Annotated in this window: 18 protein-coding genes; 10 read left to right on the top strand and 8 right to left on the bottom strand. The window is 41.4% G+C overall.

Translation table 11 applies throughout. The annotated features are described in order from the left end of the window. Positions 1–2019, bottom strand: a complete 2019-nt coding sequence (gene rep, locus H5162_RS13555; RefSeq protein ID WP_145238754.1) for a DNA helicase Rep — start codon at positions 2017–2019, stop codon at positions 1–3. A 113-nt stretch (positions 2020–2132) separates the two neighbouring features. Between rep and ubiK the strand changes: the two genes are divergently transcribed. From ubiK to H5162_RS13575, 4 genes are all read left to right on the top strand, one after another. Next, positions 2133–2405 (top strand): ubiquinone biosynthesis accessory factor UbiK, encoded by a 273-nt coding sequence (gene ubiK, locus H5162_RS13560; RefSeq protein WP_145238407.1) that lies wholly within the window; start codon positions 2133–2135, stop codon positions 2403–2405. Positions 2406–2517: 112 nt separating this feature from the next. Next, a complete protein-coding gene (locus H5162_RS13565; protein ID WP_145238403.1) occupies positions 2518–2724 on the top strand; it encodes a ParD-like family protein in 207 nt (68 codons plus the stop codon). Beyond that, positions 2717–3502, top strand: a complete 786-nt coding sequence (gene map / locus H5162_RS13570) for a type I methionyl aminopeptidase (protein WP_145238400.1) — start codon at positions 2717–2719, stop codon at positions 3500–3502. Before H5162_RS13565 ends, map begins: the two co-directional genes overlap by 8 nt. Positions 3503–3516: 14 nt before the next feature. Beyond that, on the top strand, positions 3517–4314 hold the full coding sequence (locus H5162_RS13575) for a helix-turn-helix domain-containing protein (RefSeq protein ID WP_182778768.1): 798 nt from the start codon (positions 3517–3519) through the stop codon (positions 4312–4314). A gap of 124 nt (positions 4315–4438) precedes the next feature. Here the strand turns inward: H5162_RS13575 and can are convergent, their stop codons facing one another. The 7 genes from can to ilvG all read right to left on the bottom strand — a co-directional run bounded on the left by can (position 4439) and on the right by ilvG (position 12960). Next, positions 4439–5098 (bottom strand): carbonate dehydratase, encoded by a 660-nt coding sequence (can, locus tag H5162_RS13580; protein ID WP_182731681.1) that lies wholly within the window; start codon positions 5096–5098, stop codon positions 4439–4441. Beyond that, on the bottom strand, positions 5095–6291 hold the full coding sequence (locus H5162_RS13585) for a methyltransferase (RefSeq protein WP_182778769.1): 1197 nt from the start codon (positions 6289–6291) through the stop codon (positions 5095–5097). Before H5162_RS13585 ends, can begins: the two co-directional genes overlap by 4 nt. A gap of 32 nt (positions 6292–6323) precedes the next feature. Further along, on the bottom strand, positions 6324–7358 hold the full coding sequence (locus tag H5162_RS13590) for an ABC transporter substrate-binding protein (RefSeq protein WP_404936213.1): 1035 nt from the start codon (positions 7356–7358) through the stop codon (positions 6324–6326). A 189-nt stretch (positions 7359–7547) separates the two neighbouring features. Then, positions 7548–9098, bottom strand: coding sequence for a threonine ammonia-lyase, biosynthetic (ilvA, locus tag H5162_RS13595; protein WP_182759975.1), 1551 nt, complete (start codon positions 9096–9098; stop codon positions 7548–7550). A 2-nt stretch (positions 9099–9100) separates the two neighbouring features. Further along, positions 9101–10957 carry a dihydroxy-acid dehydratase gene (gene ilvD, locus H5162_RS13600; protein WP_182731678.1) on the bottom strand — a complete coding sequence of 619 codons (1857 nt, stop codon included), beginning with the start codon at positions 10955–10957 and terminating at the stop codon, positions 9101–9103. Between the two features lie 114 nt (positions 10958–11071). Continuing rightward, positions 11072–11314: an acetolactate synthase 2 small subunit gene (ilvM, locus tag H5162_RS13605; protein ID WP_182731677.1), complete on the bottom strand. Its 243-nt coding sequence runs from the start codon at positions 11312–11314 to the stop codon at positions 11072–11074. After that, positions 11311–12960, bottom strand: coding sequence for an acetolactate synthase 2 catalytic subunit (gene ilvG / locus H5162_RS13610; protein WP_182778770.1), 1650 nt, complete (start codon positions 12958–12960; stop codon positions 11311–11313). The genes ilvM and ilvG overlap by 4 nt, the downstream gene beginning before the upstream one ends. Before the next feature lie 566 nt (positions 12961–13526). On the opposite strand from ilvG, the gene H5162_RS13615 reads away from it, so the two are divergent. From H5162_RS13615 to H5162_RS13640, 6 genes are read left to right on the top strand one after another with little or no spacing between them, the layout of a single operon-like run. Further along, positions 13527–15194 carry a phosphoethanolamine transferase gene (locus H5162_RS13615; RefSeq protein ID WP_182731676.1) on the top strand — a complete coding sequence of 556 codons (1668 nt, stop codon included), beginning with the start codon at positions 13527–13529 and terminating at the stop codon, positions 15192–15194. Beyond that, positions 15187–15561, top strand: a complete 375-nt coding sequence (locus tag H5162_RS13620) for a diacylglycerol kinase (RefSeq protein ID WP_145238368.1) — start codon at positions 15187–15189, stop codon at positions 15559–15561. The genes H5162_RS13615 and H5162_RS13620 overlap by 8 nt, the downstream gene beginning before the upstream one ends. Further along, entirely contained in the window at positions 15552–17516 is a 1965-nt protein-coding gene (locus H5162_RS13625) for an LTA synthase family protein (protein ID WP_145238365.1), read from the top strand. Before H5162_RS13620 ends, H5162_RS13625 begins: the two co-directional genes overlap by 10 nt. A 59-nt stretch (positions 17517–17575) precedes the next feature. Further along, the gene (locus tag H5162_RS13630) at positions 17576–18250 is read left to right on the top strand and encodes a response regulator transcription factor (protein ID WP_182731675.1); all 675 of its coding nucleotides are present in this window, start codon (positions 17576–17578) and stop codon (positions 18248–18250) included. Further along, positions 18231–19679 (top strand): sensor histidine kinase KdpD, encoded by a 1449-nt coding sequence (locus tag H5162_RS13635; protein ID WP_182778771.1) that lies wholly within the window; start codon positions 18231–18233, stop codon positions 19677–19679. Before H5162_RS13630 ends, H5162_RS13635 begins: the two co-directional genes overlap by 20 nt. Before the next feature lie 46 nt (positions 19680–19725). Then, a complete protein-coding gene (locus H5162_RS13640; protein ID WP_145238356.1) occupies positions 19726–20604 on the top strand; it encodes a TraB/GumN family protein in 879 nt (292 codons plus the stop codon). Positions 20605–20730 lie beyond the last annotated feature (126 nt).

Below are 20730 nucleotides of genomic sequence, written 5' to 3' on the forward strand. Positions count from 1 at the left end.
CTACTCAGGCTTTTTCAGCATAGCACGTAAATTAGCAACTCTGGCTTGGCCCTTTTCCATTCGTTCGGCTTGCGTATTTGGCGCTTTTTTATTTTCAAATGCTAAATCATCTTGCGGTAGCTCTTGTATGAAGCGGCTCAACTCTGTTTGTGATGTTTCGCCAAATTGACGACGAATTTTCGCATAGGTCATGGTCAGCTCTTGCTGAGCACGAGTGATCCCCACATAAGCTAAGCGACGTTCCTCATCAACGTTTTCTTCATCAATACTTACTTGATGCGGTAATAACCCCTCTTCCATGCCTACCATAAATACGTAAGGATACTCTAAGCCCTTAGAGGCATGCAGCGTTAGTAATTGCACTGCATCGGCTTCATCTTCTTCTTCGTTACGTTCTAACATGTCACGCAACGTTAACTTACTCACCACTTCAGCAAGCGTCAACGGCGGATTATCCGCATCACCTGTGAGCATATCGGTGATCCAACGGTACAACTCAGAAACATTCTTCATGCGCATTTCTGCAGCTTTCGCACTCGGTGATGACTCGTATAAATAAGCTTCGTAATTTATTTGTCTGACTAAATCTTTTACCGCTTCAAGGGTATCACCACGTACCGCATTATCTGACAGCTCAACCACCCAACGTGCAAATCCCGCTAACGAGTTTAAACCGCGACCTTTTAAGCGATAACCTAAGTCATTATCAAAACAGGTGGCAAATAAACTGGCATGTTTTTCATTGGCTAGGGTACCCAACTTTTCCAGCGTAACTGTGCCTATTTCACGGCGCGGAGTATTCACAATACGTAGAAACGCATTGTCGTCATCTTGATTCACCAATAAGCGCAAGTACGCCATTATATCTTTGATCTCAGAGCGTGAGAAAAACGACATTCCGCCACTGATCTTGTAAGGTATTCGGTTACTCATTAACGACTTTTCAAAGCCACGCGCTTGGTGATTACCACGGTATAAAATAGCATAATCTTTATAACTGGTGCGTTTCATAAATTTATGCGAGATGATCTCAGCGACGACCCGCTCTGATTCATGCTCTTCATCACGACAGCCAATCACTTTGATCGGCTCGCCATTTTCTAACTCACTAAACAGTTTTTTATCAAATTCATGAGGGTTATTGGCAATCAAGATATTAGCAGCTTTTAAAATACGCTTCACACTGCGATAGTTTTGCTCAAGCTTAATGAGCCGTAAACCTGGAAAGTCTTTGCTTAATAACACTAAGTTTTGTGGTCGAGCACCGCGCCATGAATAGATTGATTGGTCGTCATCACCTACCACGGTAAAACGCGCACGCTCACCCACAAGCAACTTAACTAATTGATATTGACTGGTATTGGTATCTTGATATTCATCCACCAGCAGGTAACGGAAACGTTGTTGCCAACGCTCACGCGAGGTTGCATTATTGATCAGTAATAAGGTGGGGATCATGATCAAGTCATCAAAATCCAAAGCATTATAGGCGCGTAACTGGGTTTGATAACGCGCATACAATTGCGCAAATAGCGCTTTTTGTGGCTCTCGCGCTTCGCGAATCGCTTGCTCTGGTAAAATAAGCTCGTTCTTCCAGCTGCCTATTTGCATTTTTAATAGATTGAGTAAATCTTTGTCTTTTTTTAGCTCTTCTTCAGTTAAGTCAGCAATTAATTGCCCGGTATCTTGATCATCAAATAATGAAAAGCCAGGTTTAAAACCCAGCGTTGTTAGTTCTTTTTTAATGATCTCAAGGCCTAAGGTATGAAAGGTAGATACCCACAAGCCTTTTGACTCTTTTTTACCTAACGTTTGAAAAACTCGCTCGCGCATCTCTTTCGCCGCTTTATTAGTAAAGGTCACCGCGGCAATATTACGTGCTTGATACTCACATTTTTGTACTAAGTAAGCGATTTTATTAGTAATTACACGAGTTTTTCCTGATCCCGCCCCCGCCAGCACTAGGCATGGACCACTAATATATTTTACCGCTTCATCTTGTTTAGGATTGAGTTTCATATCGACCAAAGAGATTGCATTAAAGACGGGCAATTTTAACGTAATCACTACAATACGCCTAGCCAATAAGGTAACATTAGCCATTATCATTTACGCGACAGTAAGGGACAGACATGATCAACCCAGCAAAACTTGAAGAAATTGCCAAACAGATTTCCAGTAACATGCCGCAAGGCGTTAAAAACCTTGCCGATACGTTTGAAGCGAAAACCAAACAAGCTATTCAAAATAAGCTTGCTGAGATGGACTTTGTCAGCCGTGAAGAATTTGATGTACAAAGCCAAGTACTAATTCGCACCCGCGAGAAGCTCGTTGCATTAGAAGCGAAAGTTGCACTACTTGAGCAACAACTCAGTAGTAATAAGCAAAGCGAGCAACCCGAATAATACCGTTTTAGTTATTACTTCAGGCAGCTTCGGCTGCCTGATTTGTTTTACGCCTTGCATACACGCGAACACCTATATACGATACGTATACGTTTTATATATAGGCACTGTTATGGGTATCGTAAAAATCAGCGATCAACTGCACGAAGAGATCCGCAAAGCCAGTACCACTATGGTACGATCTATAAACTCTCAATCTGAATACTGGATAAAGATAGGCATGCTAGCTGAGCTTAATCCAACCATGACCTACTCCGAAATAATCAAACAGCAACTTGCACAAGCCGATGTAACAGCTGGAGAATCTTTGCATGAGTGAAATAATTATTAAAACTCCCGCACAAATAGAGCTAATGCGTGAGTCTGGTCGCCTACTGGCAAAGGTGTTTGCCTATTTAGATCAACAGGTCAAAATCGGCATCACCACAATGGAGATCAATGATTTAGTAGAGCGCTATATTGTTGATGAACTTGCTGCACGTCCTGCCAGCAAAGGCCAATACGATTATCCTTATGTGTTAAACAGCTCAGTAAATGAAGTAGTCTGCCATGGTTTTCCAGACTCTAAACGCGCATTAAAATCAGGCGATATCGTCAATTTAGATATTACCCTTGAGAAAAATGGCTTTATTGCCGATTCAAGTAAAATGTATATGCTTGGTGAGGTGTCACCGTTGACCAAGCGCTTAGTCGAAAAAACTTATCAAGCAATGTGGCAAGGCATCAAGCTCGTAAAACCGGGAGTGAGGTTAGGCGATATTGGCAACGCTATCGCTAATTTTGCCCATACTAATGGCTATAGCGTTGTACGTGAATACTGCGGACATGGTATTGGTGAGCAAATGCACGAAGAGCCGCAAGTTTTACATTATGGTAAACGCAATACCGGCGTTGAACTTAAAGAAGGCATGACCTTTACCATTGAGCCGATGATCAACCAAGGGGCGGCAAAAGTAAAAACTAAACCGGATGGCTGGACTGTGGTTACTCGTGATAAAAAGCTTTCTGCGCAGTGGGAGCACACTATTGTCGTCACCGCTGACGGCTATGAAGTACTGACTTTACGCGAAGAAGAAATTGCCATTGCGACGATATAAGTCAGGTTAACACCATGGCCATTTTATTAGTAAATGATCCATTGCCCCATTTGAGCTTTCAAAAATTCGCACCCGATCAACGCTTAACTGATTGGGTGCAGTGTTATTGGAAAATAGGTTCAACAACCACACAAACAACACAGTTCTTTACAGAAAAGCTCTACCCTGATGCAGGCGCAAGCCTAACAATTGATTTTAGCAATGCGACACCCGTTATTACCTTCGCATTTAATCGTCAAACGCAGGCAACAACTTTCAGCAATCAGGATTATTTAGTCAGTATTCGTTTTGCGCCTACTGGTGCTTATCACTTATTAGGTATAACGCTACACGAGTTAGCTGAAGAAAATTATCTACTCGGTGAAGATTTTACCCCAAGCTGGTATCACAGTTTAATAGCATGTGTTGAACAAATGCAAAGCAGTCCACTAACCAGCCAACTGTATTTACTCGAGCAGTGGTTACTCAGCCAAGCAATCAACAATCAACTCGTAAAAAGCAATACCATTAAAGTGATCAAGCAGCTTATTCAACTCAATAATTCCACTAGCTGTATAGGCAAACAACTTGGCCTGACACGACGTACTCTTGAGCGTCGCTTAAAAAAAGAAGCCGGGGTTAGTCCAACTCAATTACAGCAATTTTACCGACTAAAAGCCGCACGCACGCTACTTGCTAACAGCCAAACACCGATAACAGATATAGCCTTACAATGTGGCTATTATGATCATGCTCACTTTTGTCATGCCTTTCATAATTCTACTTTTGAAACACCACTGCAATATCGCAAGCGAAAAACACCGAAAGTATAGAGGGTGTTTTCACCATATAAAAAAGCCAAATGAAAAAAGCACATCGACTTAGCCTTTAAAACTAAGATTACAATTATTGAAGGTAGCCGCCGCCCAGATAGGGCGCAGTGCTTAGGTTACGTACTTATTCTACTACGTAACGTTCAAATACTTTAAGCCCTGAACTTTTATAGTTAACATCAACTTCATCGGCACAAGTTACTACTGACTCTAAGTCGTGTAAGTGACCATTTGCAAGACCATAAACCCATCCATGAATAGTCAACTCCTGACCACGTTGCCATGCTTCTTGGACTATATTAGTACGGCATACATTGCGTACTTGCTCTATCACGTTCAATTCAATCAGGCTATTGAGGCGGTCTTTCTCAGCGAGTGCATTAATCTTTGAGGTGTATTTCTCTTTTACATCACCGACGTGACGAAGCCAGTTATCAATTAAACCAAATTTAGCATCGTTAAGTACAGCCTGAACCCCACCACAACCATAGTGGCCAACAACCATAATATGCTTTACTTTCAACACTTCGACAGCGTACTGCATCACTGACAAACAGTTATGATCGGTATGCACCACTACATTCGCTACATTACGATGAACAAATAGTTCACCTGGCATTAGATCTACAATTTCATTAGCAGGTACACGAGAGTCAGAACAACCAATCCACAGATACTCGGGGTTTTGTTGCATGGATAGGATTTTAAAAAATTCCGGATCATCTTTACACGTTCGTTCAGCCCAGCGTTTATTATTTTCAAATAAGTTTTTTAACTTTCTCATTTCATCTCTTTTCTGTCTTTGGCGGTAGCTTGGATCAGGATATTACGTGGCGTTAATTGTTTTTCGCAAAACGTCTGCACACTGACTTGGTAACCTTGTTGTTGCAAATATAAAGCACGATCGAGCACAAGCCAAACCTCAATTGCTCTTCTAAACACATGACGGACCAGTTCGATGCGTTCAGTGACTTTTTTGCGCATTTTGCCTTTTCTTAAAAAGCATGCATAATCAATGCCTTGCGGTATATCTAGTGCCTTTTCATCTGCTGCCCATGCACAAAAAGCTTTAAATGAATCTGAAAAAATAGCTTTATTAACTGAGGGGACACTCACGTAGTTTTGTTCGCCAGTGAGGCTTTTGCGCAAAGCATCAAAACCCAATCGCCATTGCACTTCAGTTTTACGAACTTTATCTACCCGAGAAGGCGCTGTCACCGTTTCTTGTAGTGCTAATTTTAAATCACGATGCGTTAACTGCAGTTGGCTACGCTTACCGGCATCGCTCATAGCTTGATAATCATTCGGGGTGAATAAGTGATAGCAACACGGCGATAGACTGATTTTTTGCGTTTGCGCGCTAGCCGCGTTACTCATAAACGTCTGATGTAATGCCCCGCAGGCATGCAGCGCCACTGCATGTTGTGCTTGTTGAAAATACCCAGTTACATCATCTTTGAGCACATCGGCTTGACTAAAGTGCATGGCTAACCCTTGTAGCTGAGCACTTTGCTGGCCTTGCTCACATAAATGTTGTTGCAATTCGATGCTGTGCACACTCGGCGCACGGTTAAATGCCAGCATACGTCCTAAATGGCCTTTACCCGCACACCATTCTAATACAGGTAATTGTGATTCTTGGCCAAGCGCACAAACAAAATCTTGCAGCTGCGCAAACTTGCGCCCTTTAATACCATTGCTGATCCAAAACGGATATTCGCTACGCGTAGTGGAGGCTTGAGGTAAGTAACACAATGTAGCTAAGTTATTGACTACGGGAATATACGGGCTAAAAAATTGATACAAGGCATCTTGATTGCTATCGAGATCGGCAACTTGTTGATCGCTCAACAGCGTTAATGGTTGTTCTAATTCAGGCCATGGCAGCTGATCAAAATCGAATGCAGTGCATTGCCAATAATGGCGAGTACTATGTAATAAGTTATCTAGGGCTGTAAACTGCTCAGCAAGGATCATGTGATTTTAGCGATGGTCATTTCATTTATGCATTATACGCTTTTTCTGAACATCAAGCGTAAATAAAGTGGTATAGATAACAAACTAATTATAATTGCCGCAATAAGCATCCACGACATTTTAATTTTTTCAGGTTCAACATACTGGTAAATAAAGCCATCTTGCGCCTGATTAAATTCGTCTTGCTCAATCCCGTATAGGTCAGCAATCAACCGCCATTTCGCTATCGACATAGATCCTAAATTAGTGCCCGGTGGTAAAATATAATCACTCAATACTTCAGCTTCATAGGCAAGCTGAGAAAAACTTTTATTGGGTGCGTATTGGTGTTGAGTTAATGCAATTGTTTCATCCATATGCATCATTGCATAGCGCCAGCCCTTTAAGCTGGCCTGATAAAATGCTTCAACTGTTTGCGGATGTTGTTCGAGCATATTCTCTGTGGTGTAAAGAATATCGCTATACACATTAATTCCATACTTCTGCGGGCAAATAAGTCTATAGTCAATGCCTTGCTCACGCATAATATACGGCTCATTAGTCACGTACACTTGCATCGCATCAATACTCCCAGCTAACCAATCCGCACTGCTGTTACCACTTTCATAAGAAGGTAAATTATTCGTTTGGATACCACTGCGTTCGAGCATTACCAATAATTCGGCATTTTCTTTGCGGCTGATACTGCTAAGACGCTTATTGACAAAATCCCGAGGATGAAAAATATCGGAGCTTTTTTTTACCATCCAACAATAAGGAGAAAATTGTAAAATAGCAGCCATTGCCACCAAGGGTTTACCAGCGATCCGTTGCTGTAAAATACCTGAGTGCCCGACCCCGAAGTGAGCTTGGCCCGCCAACACTTTAGTGAAGGTATCTGGGTTATCAGGATCTGCCGGTAAAATAGTGACGTTTAGCCCTGCCGCTTTGTAAAAGCCTTGTTGCTGAGCCATATAGTAACCAGAAAATTGAAATTGATGCGTCCACTTTAGTTGTAAAGTCACATCCGCTGCCGCAAAACTTTGCCCGCTGAGTATAAGCAAAGTGGCATAAAGCTTAAGTTTCAGTCCTTTAAATGACAAATCGTGATCTAATAAGTTAGCTAATATTGCTATAACTATAGATAAGATATTCGATTAACCCAAGACTTTAAGTTTGCAAAGAGACAAAAAAACACCTCAATTGAGGTGCTTGCTTATACTAAAACCACTTCAAGATACAGAATTCGTATCTTGAAGTGGTTTGGGTATATATCTTTAATTATTAACCGCTTTCACCCTATCGATGGGACGTTGAGTAGTTAAAAATTGGGTAAAACACGGATTCAGTGTTTCATCTTGCACACTGTAACCTAAGCGATTTAAATGCTCGTTGAATATCTCATACTGACTAGGCTCAATCGCAAACCCTGCTAATACATTGCCCATCGAACCACCATGATTCCGATAATGAAACAAAGTAATATTCCAATTGCTGCCTAAAGTATCTAAAAAGCGCGCCAGTGCGCCTGGATATTCAGGAAATTCAAAGCGTAATAACCGCTCATGCATCTGCTCAGGTGCTTTACCACCAACCATATAACGAACATGTAATTTAGCCAGTTCGTTATCTGATAAATCACAAAATTGATAGCCATTGGTGGTTAAATCAGCTGTGAGCTCATCTAACTCTTGCTGACCTTGGCGCAGTGCAACACCAACAAATATTTGCGCTTCACCAGGGCCTGCGTAACGGTAGTTAAATTCAGTAATAGCGCGACCACCTAATGAGGCGCAAAACTGTTTAAAGCTGCCTTTTTCTTCATTGATGGTTACTGCTAACAACGCTTCGTTTTTCTCTCCCAGCGCAGTACGCTCAGCCACATAACGTAAGCGGTCAAAGTTTAAGTTTGCGCCAGATAACACAGCTGCTAAATGCAGCCCTTTTTGGCCTGTTTGCTGACACCATTTTTTCAGCCCAGCCGTTGCCAGCGCACCTGATGGCTCAGCAATCGCACGGGTTGAAACAAAAATATCTTGCATCGCCGCACATATTTCATCACCGGTTACAGTGACTACTTCATCACAAAACTTTTGCGCTAAGCGAAAGGTTTCGGTACCAATAATTTTTACCGCAACACCATCGGCAAAACTGCCAACCCGTTCAAGCTCGACGGGTTTGCCTGCTGCAAGTGCCGCTTGTAAACAGGCACTTTCATCAGCTTCTACACCGATTACTTTGATATCTGGGCGCAATGACTTTATATACACGGCCATACCAGCAAGTAAGCCACCACCACCAACTGGAATAAATACCGCATCAAGTTGATTAAGCTGCTGCATTAATTCACGTGCAACCGTGCCTTGCCCTACAATCACATCAGGATCATCAAATGGAGGAACAAATATGCCGTCGCGCTGCTCAGTAAGTTCCAGTGCATAAGCTTTGGCAGCATCAAAATGATGACCATGCAAAACCACTTCGCCACCAAGCGCACGTACCGCATTGACTTTGATTTCAGGGGTCGTCACTGGCATTACAATCGTTGCTTGATGCCCTAAGTGTGATGCACTGAGCGCCACCCCTTGAGCATGATTACCAGCTGAGGCGGTGATCACCACTGAACCGGCTGGCAGTTTAGCCAGTTTGTTGTATGCACCACGCAGTTTAAACGAATAAACTGGCTGCTGATCTTCGCGCTTTAGCCATACTTGATTACCAAGACGAGCACTGAGTTCAGCCATTTCGCTAACCTCAGTAACTTTTGCCAGTGGTTCCATATTAGCCTGGATAATAGCGCGAAAATAATCGAGCTCTTGAGAAACCATAATTAACTAAGCTCCTCCAGTTTGGCTAAATCACGCACCGCGCCTTTATCAGCACTGGTTGCAAGTAGCGCATACGCTTTTAGCGCAGATGATACATAACGTTCACGATCGAGTGGTTTGTACGCTTGTTTACCACGAGCAAGTTGCTTTTGCTTACGCGCTTCAAGTTCTTCATCTGTTAACGCTAACGTGATTTCGCGGGTAGCGATATCGATAATAATTTTATCGCCGTTTTCAACGTAAGCAATGGCACCGCCACTGGCCGCTTCTGGTGAAACGTGGCCAATTGATAAACCTGACGTACCGCCCGAGAAGCGACCATCGGTTATAAGTGCGCACTGCTCAGCCAAACCTTTTGATTTTAAGTAACTGGTTGGATAAAGCATTTCCTGCATGCCAGGTCCGCCTTTCGGTCCTTCGTAGCGAATAACGACTACGTCACCGGCTTTTACTTCGTCATTTAAAATGCCTTCAACTGAATCGTCTTGTGATTCATACACCACGGCGGTGCCTTCAAAGTGTAGCATTTCATCAACCACACCCGCGCTTTTCACAATACAACCATCAACAGCTAAATTACCCGATAGTACCGCCAGGCCGCCATCTTGGCGAAACGCATGTTCAACGCTACGGATACAACCATGTTCACGGTCATTATCGCCTTCATCCCAACGACATTCTTGGCTCATTGCTTTGGTGGTACGAATGCCCGCAGGTCCAGCTCGGTAAAACTTTTGCGCTGCTTCGTTGTTTGGATCAGTGGCATCCCATTTTTTAACTAGCTCTGCCATAGTCATGCCAGCAACATGATTTACCGACAGATCCACTAAGCCAGCTTTGCCAAGCTCGCGAATTATTGCCATCATGCCACCAGCACGATGAACATCTTCAATATGGTATTGCGCGGTTGCAGGCGCTACTTTACATAAGAAAGGTGTTTTACGAGATAACGCATCAATGTGCGACATATCAAAATCAACCCCGGCTTCTTGCGCAGCTGCAAGTAAATGCAATACGGTATTTGACGAGCCACCCATAGCAATATCAACCACCATGGCATTCATAAACGCGGTTTTATTAGCAATGGCGCGCGGTAGTACATCTTTATTATCTTTTTGGTAATACTCACGGCATAAATCAACAATTCGTGCACCGGCTTCAACATACAGTTGTTTACGATCTTTATGAGTCGCAAGTGTAGTGCCGTTACCTGGTAGTGCGAGGCCAATTGCTTCGAGTAAACAGTTCATTGAGTTGGCGGTAAACATGCCCGAACACGAGCCACACGTAGGACATGCTGAGCGCTCTACTTGCTCTGAGTCAGCATCACTTACTGATTCATCAGCACCTTTTACCATGGCATCAACTAAATCTAGTTTGATATCAATATTGGCAAGCTTAGTTTTACCTGCTTCCATTGGGCCACCAGACACAAAGATTACTGGAATATCTAAACGAAGTGCCGCCAGCATCATTCCTGGGGTGATTTTGTCGCAGTTAGAAATACATATCATTGCATCGGCGCAGTGACCATTTACCATGTATTCAACTGAGTCAGCAATTAAGTCGCGCGATGGTAATGAATACAACATACCGCCGTGGCCCATGGCAATACCATCATCAATGGCGATAGTATTAAATTCTTTTGGCACACCACCCGCTTGAGTAATGGTTTCTGCCATAAGCTCACTGAGTTGGTTAAGGTGCACATGACCCGGTACAAATTGCGTGAATGAGTTTACAACCGCAATAATCGGTTTGCCAAAATCGCTATCTGTCATTCCTGTTGCACGCCATAATGCACGAGCACCTGCGCGCTTTCGACCTTCAGTTGTTGTTGCACTTCTTAATTTAGCCATAGTTACCTCAGTGTTTGCAGTTACTTTTAATATGTAACTGACATCCTCATTCTTAAATTTTTATTGCTAGAGGGAAAGACCCAATAGCCCTGTTGATTTAGTTTTCACAGCAAACTACATTGCTTGCTGTTGTAAATTTTCTAGTGTTACTTGCTTAACGTCCACCAGCTTATTGAGCTGCGTGGTTAATAAGTGAATTGGCTTATCACTGTCGACCGTCATAGCCACATAATACTGACCATCATCCATATTCAATTGAAAATGGGTTAAATCAAAACCACGATGACGAACTACACGCAAAAAGCGCTCAACGGCGATACTTTGATTTTTTAAAGCGACTGTTAAACTGTGTTTCATTTTCCACTCTCCGTCATCATTTCGTCATTCGCGGCACCTGGCGGTACTAGCGGCCAAACATTTTCTTTATCGTCGATACAGGCATGTACTATATAAGGACCTTTACTATTTACTAATGCTGTAATTGCATCATCAACTTGGTTAGCGTGGGTGATCGTTTGCCCAGCAATACCAAATACGGCAGCCAATTGCACAAAATCAGGGTTGTCTGATAAATCAGTTTCAGAATAACGCCCTTCAAAAAATAACTCTTGCCATTGACGAACCATACCTAAACGTTGGTTATCCAAAATTAATATTTTTACCGGTAAATTGTTACGACGAATAGTGGCTAACTCTTGAATGTTCATCATGATTGAACCATCACCAGAAACAGTGATCACAAAATCATTTGGTCGAGCTACTTGCGCACCAATGGCCGCAGGTAAACCAAAGCCCATAGTGCCTGCACCACCACTACTTAAGTGGTTGCTTGGATGACTAAACTTCATATGTTGTGCCACCCACATTTGGTGCTGGCCTACATCACAACACACAACGCCTGTACTTGGCATCCGCTGGCTTAGTTGGCTTAATAAATACGGGGCATATACTTTTTCGCCCGGATAGTCATAGCGCCATGCATGTTCAATCATCATCTCTTTGGCATGATCACGCCATGCTTGTTCAGTTACAAAGCACTCTAATTGCGGCAATGAGGTTTTTAAATCAGCAACTAACGATGCTTTAGCTGGTTTACGCTTACCAATTTCAGCAGCATCTATATCTAAATGGATCACTTTTGCTTTAGCCGCAAACTTGCCTAAATTACCTGTTACACGATCATCAAAGCGCGCACCGATACATACGAGGACATCACACTCTTGTACCGCTAAATTTGCAGCTTGGCCGCCATGCATGCCCAACATACCTAAGTTATATTCGTAATCAGGTAATACACTGCCCAATGCTTTTAGCGTTGAAACCGCAGGCATTTGGGTTTTTTCTAAAAATTGCATTAGCTGTACTTGCGCATCAGCCGCCTGTACACCGCCGCCAACATAGGCAACAGGCCGCTTGGCTTCGCTTAATAGTTGGTTAGCAATAGCCACTTGCTTTAAATCTAACACCGGTAAGTAATCATCAGCCGCAAGCCAAGGATGAAAAGGCACTTGCGCCATTTGAATATCTTTTGGTATATCTACTAACACAGGGCCTGGACGACCTGATTGCGCTAAATGCATGGCTTCTTGCAGTATTTCGGCTAAATCTTCAGGACGTTCAACCATATAACTGTGCTTAGTGCAGGATAATGACATACCTAATACATCAACCTCTTGAAACGCATCAGAGCCTATGGCAGCAGTTGGTACTTGGCCTGTGATCGCAAGTAATGGCACTGAATCCATCATCGCATCAGCAAGCGCGGTGATTAAGTTAGTAGCCCCAGGGCCTGAGGTCGCAAAACACACCCCAAGTTTACCCGTGCTACGAGCAAAACCAACCGCCGCAAAACCTGCACCTTGCTCATGACGAGTGAGATAATGCTTAATTGGCGCACCATACAGCGCATCGTAAATTGGCATGATTGCCCCACCAGGGTAACCAAATACTTCTTTTACGCCGTGTTTGGCTAATAAATCAATTGTTAACTCTGCGCCTGTCATTAAATAATCCTCATTCCTCAGTGACATATCTATACTTAACTATTGCTAAACCCTGAAACTAAAAAGCCCCCCGACTGGTTAAGTGCGGGGGGCTTTTATAATGCTTTACGTATTTTTAAAGCACTAAGTAGCCCCCGCGGTAATAATAATCACCACGACGTTAATTAGGACTAGGTTTAGTGCGTTTGTAAGCATGTAATAAATACCAAAATTTGTTAGTTTACGAAGGAATATAAACTCCCCCGCTGTCTTTTTATATTAGTACCGCGATGGGAGAGCTAAGTCAACCTTAAAATCAATCTAAAAAACCGCTCGCCACCTGACTTTAAAGGCATAAAAATTCAATATGAAAGCCTATATAGATTAATTTACCTCATATATGGAACTATTGATATTTCATACCTCGTTATAACCAATTACTGGTTTGATTAATTTTTGACGAAATCACAATAAATCATTCCTTTTAAATCATCTAATTCAGGAAATGACTAGCTATCCTTAAGTGTTTCTTAAGTCTTGGACTCTACTATGCAGGTATTAAATTATTATTATTGAGTTCTCAATTTATGTTGGTAGGCCAATTTTTCAGTTCAGGTTTTAAAAAGCGCTTCTACATTACCTGTAGCGCCAATACTTTTATTATTGCATTGGCATGTTATTACTGCTTAATAATCAATATTCCTTTTATGCATGGTGCATTCAACGCAATCACCACACTGCCCTCTTTTTCATGGTTATTTTTACTCTCAGTACCGTTACTGTTACTTTGCTTACTAATTATTTTCTTTTCATTATTATCTAGCCGCTGGCTACTCAAACCAATTAATTACATATTATTGTTAAGCTCATGTGCCGCTCTTTACGGCACTTTAAATTATGGAGTGGTATTTGACTATTCGATGATTCAAAACACCTTTGAAACTGACGGTCATGAAGCGGCAAGCTATCTGAACTTGCAATTTATCATGTTCTTTTGTTTATTTGCCTTAGTGCCGCTATTGGTTTTAATTAAAACCAATATTCGTTTTAGTCCGCTAACCAAAGAGCTGGTAAGTCGCAGTAAACTCGTACTTAGCTGCTTTGCTCTAATCGCCGTAATTGTGTTGAGCTTTTATGCTGACTACGCCGCCACCGGACGTAATAATCAATTATTAAAAAAAGAGTTAATTCCATTTCAATACTTAAGCAGTGGCTATAAATATATTCGCGATCAATGGCTGGTCTCTGACGAACCATTTCAAATTTTAGACCCAACGCCAGTATTAAGTGCATCACAACACACGCAAGTAACCGTTATCGTAGTCGGTGAAACAGCACGTGCTGAAAATTTTGCTTACCAAGGTTATACACGCGACACCAACCGCTTCACTCGACCTTTCAAAGTAACGTACCTGAACAATGTAGTGTCCTGTGGAACCGCAACAGCAGTATCTGTTCCTTGTATGTTCTCACGACAAAGCCAAGCTGAGTTCTCACGTAACGAAGCTGATAACCAGCAAAACATTCTCGACATAGCCCAAAGCGCTGGCGCTGATGTGTTGTGGATTGATAATAACAGTGGCTGTAAAAATGTCTGTAATCGCGTTACTAACATTACCATCAAGGTAGATAACTCTGCACTTTGTGAACAACAGCATTGCTATGACGAAGCGTTACTAGCACCACTTAAACGTAAACTAGCTAATCTAAGCCAAGCCAATACGGTCATTGTATTGCATATGATGGGCTCTCATGGACCCACTTACTTTCAACGCTACCCAGATCAATTTAAGCAATTTACACCAACCTGCGACCGCAGTGATATACAAAACTGTAGCACTGAGCAGTTAGTTAATACTTATGACAACACCATAGCGTATAGCGACTACGTAAACTCATTAATGTTAACCGAACTGAATAACTTACCTGACAATATTGATAAAACCTTTGTATATATTTCAGATCACGGTGAGTCGCTCGGCGAAAACGGCGCCTACTTACATGGCTTTCCCTATAGTTTTGCTCCTAGTGGCCAAACACATGTCCCAATGTATATATGGGCTGCCAAAGGTAATCAACGCATTACAGAAAGTTGCTTGAAGAGTGTTGATCAACAACAAGCAGCTTCTCACGACAATATTTTTCATACATTAATAAGTCTAATAGGCATCAAAAGTAAAACTTATGAACTACCTTTAGATTTAGTAAGTAACTGTAAAACAATCAATAACAAAGTGAAGAACAATAATGAATAATTCGAAAACGGTACTCAAACGTCAAGGACTACTACGCCTTTTATTTACCTTACGCCATACTTTTAATGGCTTAAAATGGATGACGCGATTTGAAGCTGCATTTCAGCAAGAACTCGCGCTATTTTTATTACTTGGAGTGTTTGCATGGCTGGCGAATATTCCCACCAGCGATAAACTTATTTTAATTGCCAGCTTGCTGTTTGTACTGTTCGCTGAATTAGTCAATACTGCGATTGAAGTAGTAGTTGATCGTATTGGTACAGAACATCATGAACTCTCTGGGCTGGCTAAAGATATTGCCTCTGCCAGTGTATTTATAGCGATGCTAATAAGCACACTTATTTGGTGGGCTATTTTATGGGCATAACTGATAGATTTAGTGTTGCGCAACTAAAAAATAAACTCGGTCCATACTGGGTATTGCTAACATTTTTTAGCTTATCGCTAACTATGTTAACCCTGGCTCGTTTTAGCTTAAGTGTATGGCAAGGTGAGCGAGTATTTAGCTCTCATGCTTGGCTAAATATTTTTATTGGCGGCTTGCGCGTTGATACGGCTACCTTAAGCTATATTTTAATGCCGGCATTGTTGTTGATTATTATCAGCACATTAATCTCTAAACAGCACCTTATCCGTGGCATTATTAAATACTATTTACTGCTAATGGCTGCTCTGTTGATCTTCTTTGAAGTAATCACTCCGACCTTTATTAATGAATATGACTTACGTCCAAACCGCTTATTTATTGAATACTTAATATACCCAAAAGAAGTCTCTCGAATGATTTTTGCAGGGTATAAAATAGAAGTATTCGCCACTTTACTATTCTTGATCGTCGGAGTTAAACTGGCTACAAAAGTTTTTACCAGCCAATGGCGTAGCCACTGTCAGTTGCCAATCATAAAACACTCCTTATTGGTGATTAGCCTACTGTGCTTAACCGTTCTAGGTGCACGTAACTCACTAGGTCATCGACCGTTAAACCCTGCAATGGTGGCATTTTCAACCGATCATTTACTTAATGATCTTAGCCTTAACTCATTGTATAGCGTAGCCTTTGCAATTAAACAACTCGGTAACGAAAAATCAAGCCAAGACTTTTATGGTGCAATACCAGAAGAGGAATTATTAGCCTTAGTGCGCGCGAGTATGCAAAATGAACAAGCTGTTTTTAACGATGCCAGCGCTCCAACCAAAACCTTTCATCAAGCGGCGTATCAAGGGAAACCCAAAAATCTAGTCATCATTTTACAAGAAAGTTTAGGTGCTCGCTATGTAGGTACTTTAGGCGGTTTACCTTTAACTCCTAATATAGACAAGCTCTATCAGCAAGGTTGGGGGTTTGATAATTTATACGCCACAGGCACACGCTCAGTACGTGGTATAGAAGCTGTTATCACTGGCTTTACCCCGACGCCTTCTCGCGCAGTAGTAAAGCTTGATAAATCGCAACGTGATTTTTTTACCATTGCTGACTTTTTAAGTAAACAAAATTACCACACCCAATTTATTTACGGTGGTGAAAGTCACTTTGATAATATGCAAAGCTTCTTTTTGGGTAATGGCTTTCAACACATTGTAGATAGTAATGACTTTGCCAATATTGATTTTAATGGCTCATGGGGCGCCTCTGATGAAGATCTCTTTAACCAAGCGGATATTGAACTGACTAAGTTACAACAACAAGGTAAACCTTTTTTTAGCTTGGTATTTTCCAGCTCTAATCACAGCCCTTATGAGTTTCCAGATAATAAAATCACCTTATACGATAAGCAAAAACAAACTCGCAATAATGCGGCAAAATATGCCGATTATGCATTAGGCACCTTTATCGAAAAAGCAAAGCAATCAAGTTACTGGGACGATACCGTCTTTATAGTGATTGCCGATCATGATTCGCGCGTATCGGGCGCAAGTTTAGTGCCGATTGAGCACTTTCGTATTCCTGCGGTTATTTTTGGCAAGGGTATCAATGCCAAGCGTGACCATCAGCTTGCCAGCCAACTTGATATTCCGACAACATTATTATCCTTAATTGGAGCCAGTGGTGAACATCCGATGATAGGTCGCGATCTTGCGCAGCCAATCGCTGATAACAAACAACGCGCAATGATGCAATACGATAAAAACTTTGCCTACATAACCGGTAATAGTGGTCAAGGTAATAAGGTCGTAATTTTACAACCACAAAAACCAGCAACCACTTATATATACACACAAGATAAATTAGTGCCCACCAGCAACGATCCACAATTGGTGAAAAAAGCACTGGCACATGCCAATTTAGGTAACTTAGCCTATCAAAATGGTTGGTATCATTAACGCACTGATGCCTTGCTAAAGCAGCAAGGCAAACCGTGTTATTTAATTAAGTTAAGATCATGAAAATACTCGTAATCGAAGATTCTGAACCGCTTAGGCGCAGCCTAGACGTAGGCCTTAATAATCTCGGTTTTACCGTGGACGGTACCGGTGATGGTTCACAAGGTTTAAGTATGGCACTGTGTGGCGACTATGATTTAATCATTCTCGACTTAATGCTACCAAGTGTTGATGGCATGAGTATTCTCAAAGCACTGCGTAGCAGCTCGAGTCAAGCTCGGGTATTAATTCTATCCGCTCGCTCTGAAGCACAAGACAAAATAAACGGCTTAATGAAAGGTGCTGATGATTATCTAACGAAACCGTTTTCGTTTGAAGAATTACATGCCAGAGTACTGGCGTTGTCTCGGCGAGGCCAATTACAAAACCAGCAAAACACACTCTGTGTAGGTGAATGCGTGTTAGATTTGAGCTTAAAAACACTGCATTATCAGCAGCAACCCATAAACCTTACTCGCAACGAATATAAAATCATTGAGTGCTTATTTAGTGCCAAAGAACGGGTATTAGGCCTTGAGATGATCAGCGAAGCCGTGGTCGGCCAATTTGATATGCTGTCAAAAAATGCCCTAGAAGCACATATTTCAGCGATCCGCAAAAAAGTACGACTACTAGGCGGCGAACTACCAATTAAGAATAAACGTGGATTTGGTTATGTTGCTTCTCAAAACTGAGTTGCCAAAAACTAAACGTCACTCTATCAAGCGTAAACTCGTCAATAATATTAGTGCCGTACTGTCGATTATTCTGGTTACTATTTTTTTAACTGTCGATTTGAGCGTTGATTCTTGGGTTGAAAACCAATTTCATCAATCGTTATCTAATAAATCTAATTATTTAAAAACCTTAGTAAAAGATCATAATGGCAAACTAGAGTTTGATTTTGCTGGCGAATTTATGTCTGAATATGAGCAGGCTAATGCCAGCGAATTTTATCAGCTATGGCACGAACAACAGACGTTTGAAAAATCAGATTCATTGCAACTATATCAAAATATTGATTTACCCAATTTCGCTATCCCCATTAACGAATTTAAAATTATTGATTACACTTTGCCTAACGGTGAAGAGGGTCGCGCCATGATCAGCCACTTCATTGCCCAGCAAGAAGACGAAGCAGCACGCGGCAGCGGTCATTTTAAGACCATGGTTTTAACTATCGCAGCCCCTATTTCATCATTAAATAAAGTATTGCTGATTATTGATGTGGTTTTTATTCTGACCTGCATTATCGCAGTTTTTGGAGTACGTTATTTAGTCACTCGAATCGTTAATCGTGGCCTCTTTCCACTGAACAACTTAAATGAACAAATAAAATTACTCGATATCACTGGCGCCTCACAAACTATCAAAAGTGACTTTCAGGTAGAGGAAATTGAACCTATTCGTAATGAGCTGAATAAATTTATTACCACCAATCAACAGCTCTATCAAAATGAAAAACGCCTAACCAGCGACATCGCCCATGAATTGAAAACGCCAATTTCTGAGCTGATCAGCTTGTCAGAAGTGGCACTGCGCTACCCTGATGATGAGCGTATTAGCGCCACATATACCAGCGATATATTGGCTATATCTCAGCGTATGAAAACCATCGTCAATAACTTGCTGCTATTACAGCGCGCTGGTAGTAGCGCTGTAGAGCTCAATTTAGAAAGCGTTAATTTAAGTGACTTTATTACGCAATTAAGCAATGAACTGCAGTTTAAACATGCCGATATTAAGCAGCGCTTACTGCTAAATGTTGCAACTGAGCTGATGATCACCGCTGATCGATTTTGCCTGCATACCATTTTATCTAACTTGCTCGATAACGCATTGTTTTATGGGCTTAGCACCCAACCTATCAACTTACAGGTCGAACAAACTGAATATCACACCAAAATCACGCTATGTAACGCTTTAGCTAAGCCTTTAAGTGAACAACAACTAGAGGCTATTTTTGCCCCCCTTTACCAGCTTGATAGCTCACGAACGAATAACCAACGCCACGGCTTGGGACTAGCGATAGTGAACAGTTTATGTAATCTCAATAACTTTACCATCAGCGCAAAAAACAAGCCAAACTCTCGCTTAGCATTAATTTTAACGTTACCCAATTAAGCGTATTGGTTTAATATGGATATATACCCAACCAATAAGGACAATTATGAACCTCACTCAGCGTATTAGCAGTTACTTTATTTTATCCCTTTTACTGTGTATTAGTTTTGCTAGCCACAGTGAACCTGGGTTGTGGCAATTAGAAAAAAATGGTGTTAAATCATATTTGTTTGGCACTGTGCATGTCGGTGATGCCACCATGAAAGGACTACCTAAAAAAGTAACCGACGCGCTTGATGCCAGTGATAAAGTAATTGTTGAAGTCAATGTTAGTGCAATTAGCCCGATGGAAATGCAGCGCCGCTCAATGCCTTTTATGATGCTAAAAAATGGCAAAACACTGCAAACTGAGCTTTCGGAACAAAACTATAAGAAGCTTGACCAATACTTCAGCAACAAATCAATTGATATTGCGATGTTTAACAATATGGCGCCATGGGCCGTAATGGTTACTATGTTGCAAATCGAATTTCAAAATATTGGTTTTTCCGATCAATATGGCATTGATAAGCAAGTACTTGCCTATACAAAAACCAACAATATACCAGTTGGCGAATTAGAAACTCTCGAATATCAAATGGAGATGTTTAATAATCTATCGTTGTTAAGTAACGAAATGATTGAAGAAACGTTTGAACAGCTTGCCGACGTTGAAACCTACTTTATTAGCTTAGTTAATGCATGGAAAAATGGTGATATGGCGACCTTAACTAAGTATTACAATGAAAGCTTTGACGACAGCAACTACGGTGAGATCAGCGAACAAGTAATGCTGATTGAACGTAACAATAATTGGGTTAGAGAGCTCACGCCTCGCATCGGTAAAGAAAAACTATTTATCGCCGTAGGCGCCCTGCATTTGCCAGAACAACACGGTTTGTTAAAGCAATTTCAAGATCAGGGATTTAGCGTAACTCGCTTATAAATAGAGAGATACTCAATTTATTTTTGCTACTTGTTAAGTATTAGTAAATATAACTTCCTTAGCAGATAGACAGGTCTTTCTGCTAAGGTTGTGTAGCTGATATCTGACCTTACTATTTGGTTGATA

The sequence above is a fragment of the Pseudoalteromonas sp. SR41-8 genome (assembly GCF_014163915.1).
GTDB classification, from domain to species: Bacteria; Pseudomonadota; Gammaproteobacteria; order Enterobacterales; family Alteromonadaceae; genus Pseudoalteromonas; species Pseudoalteromonas rhizosphaerae.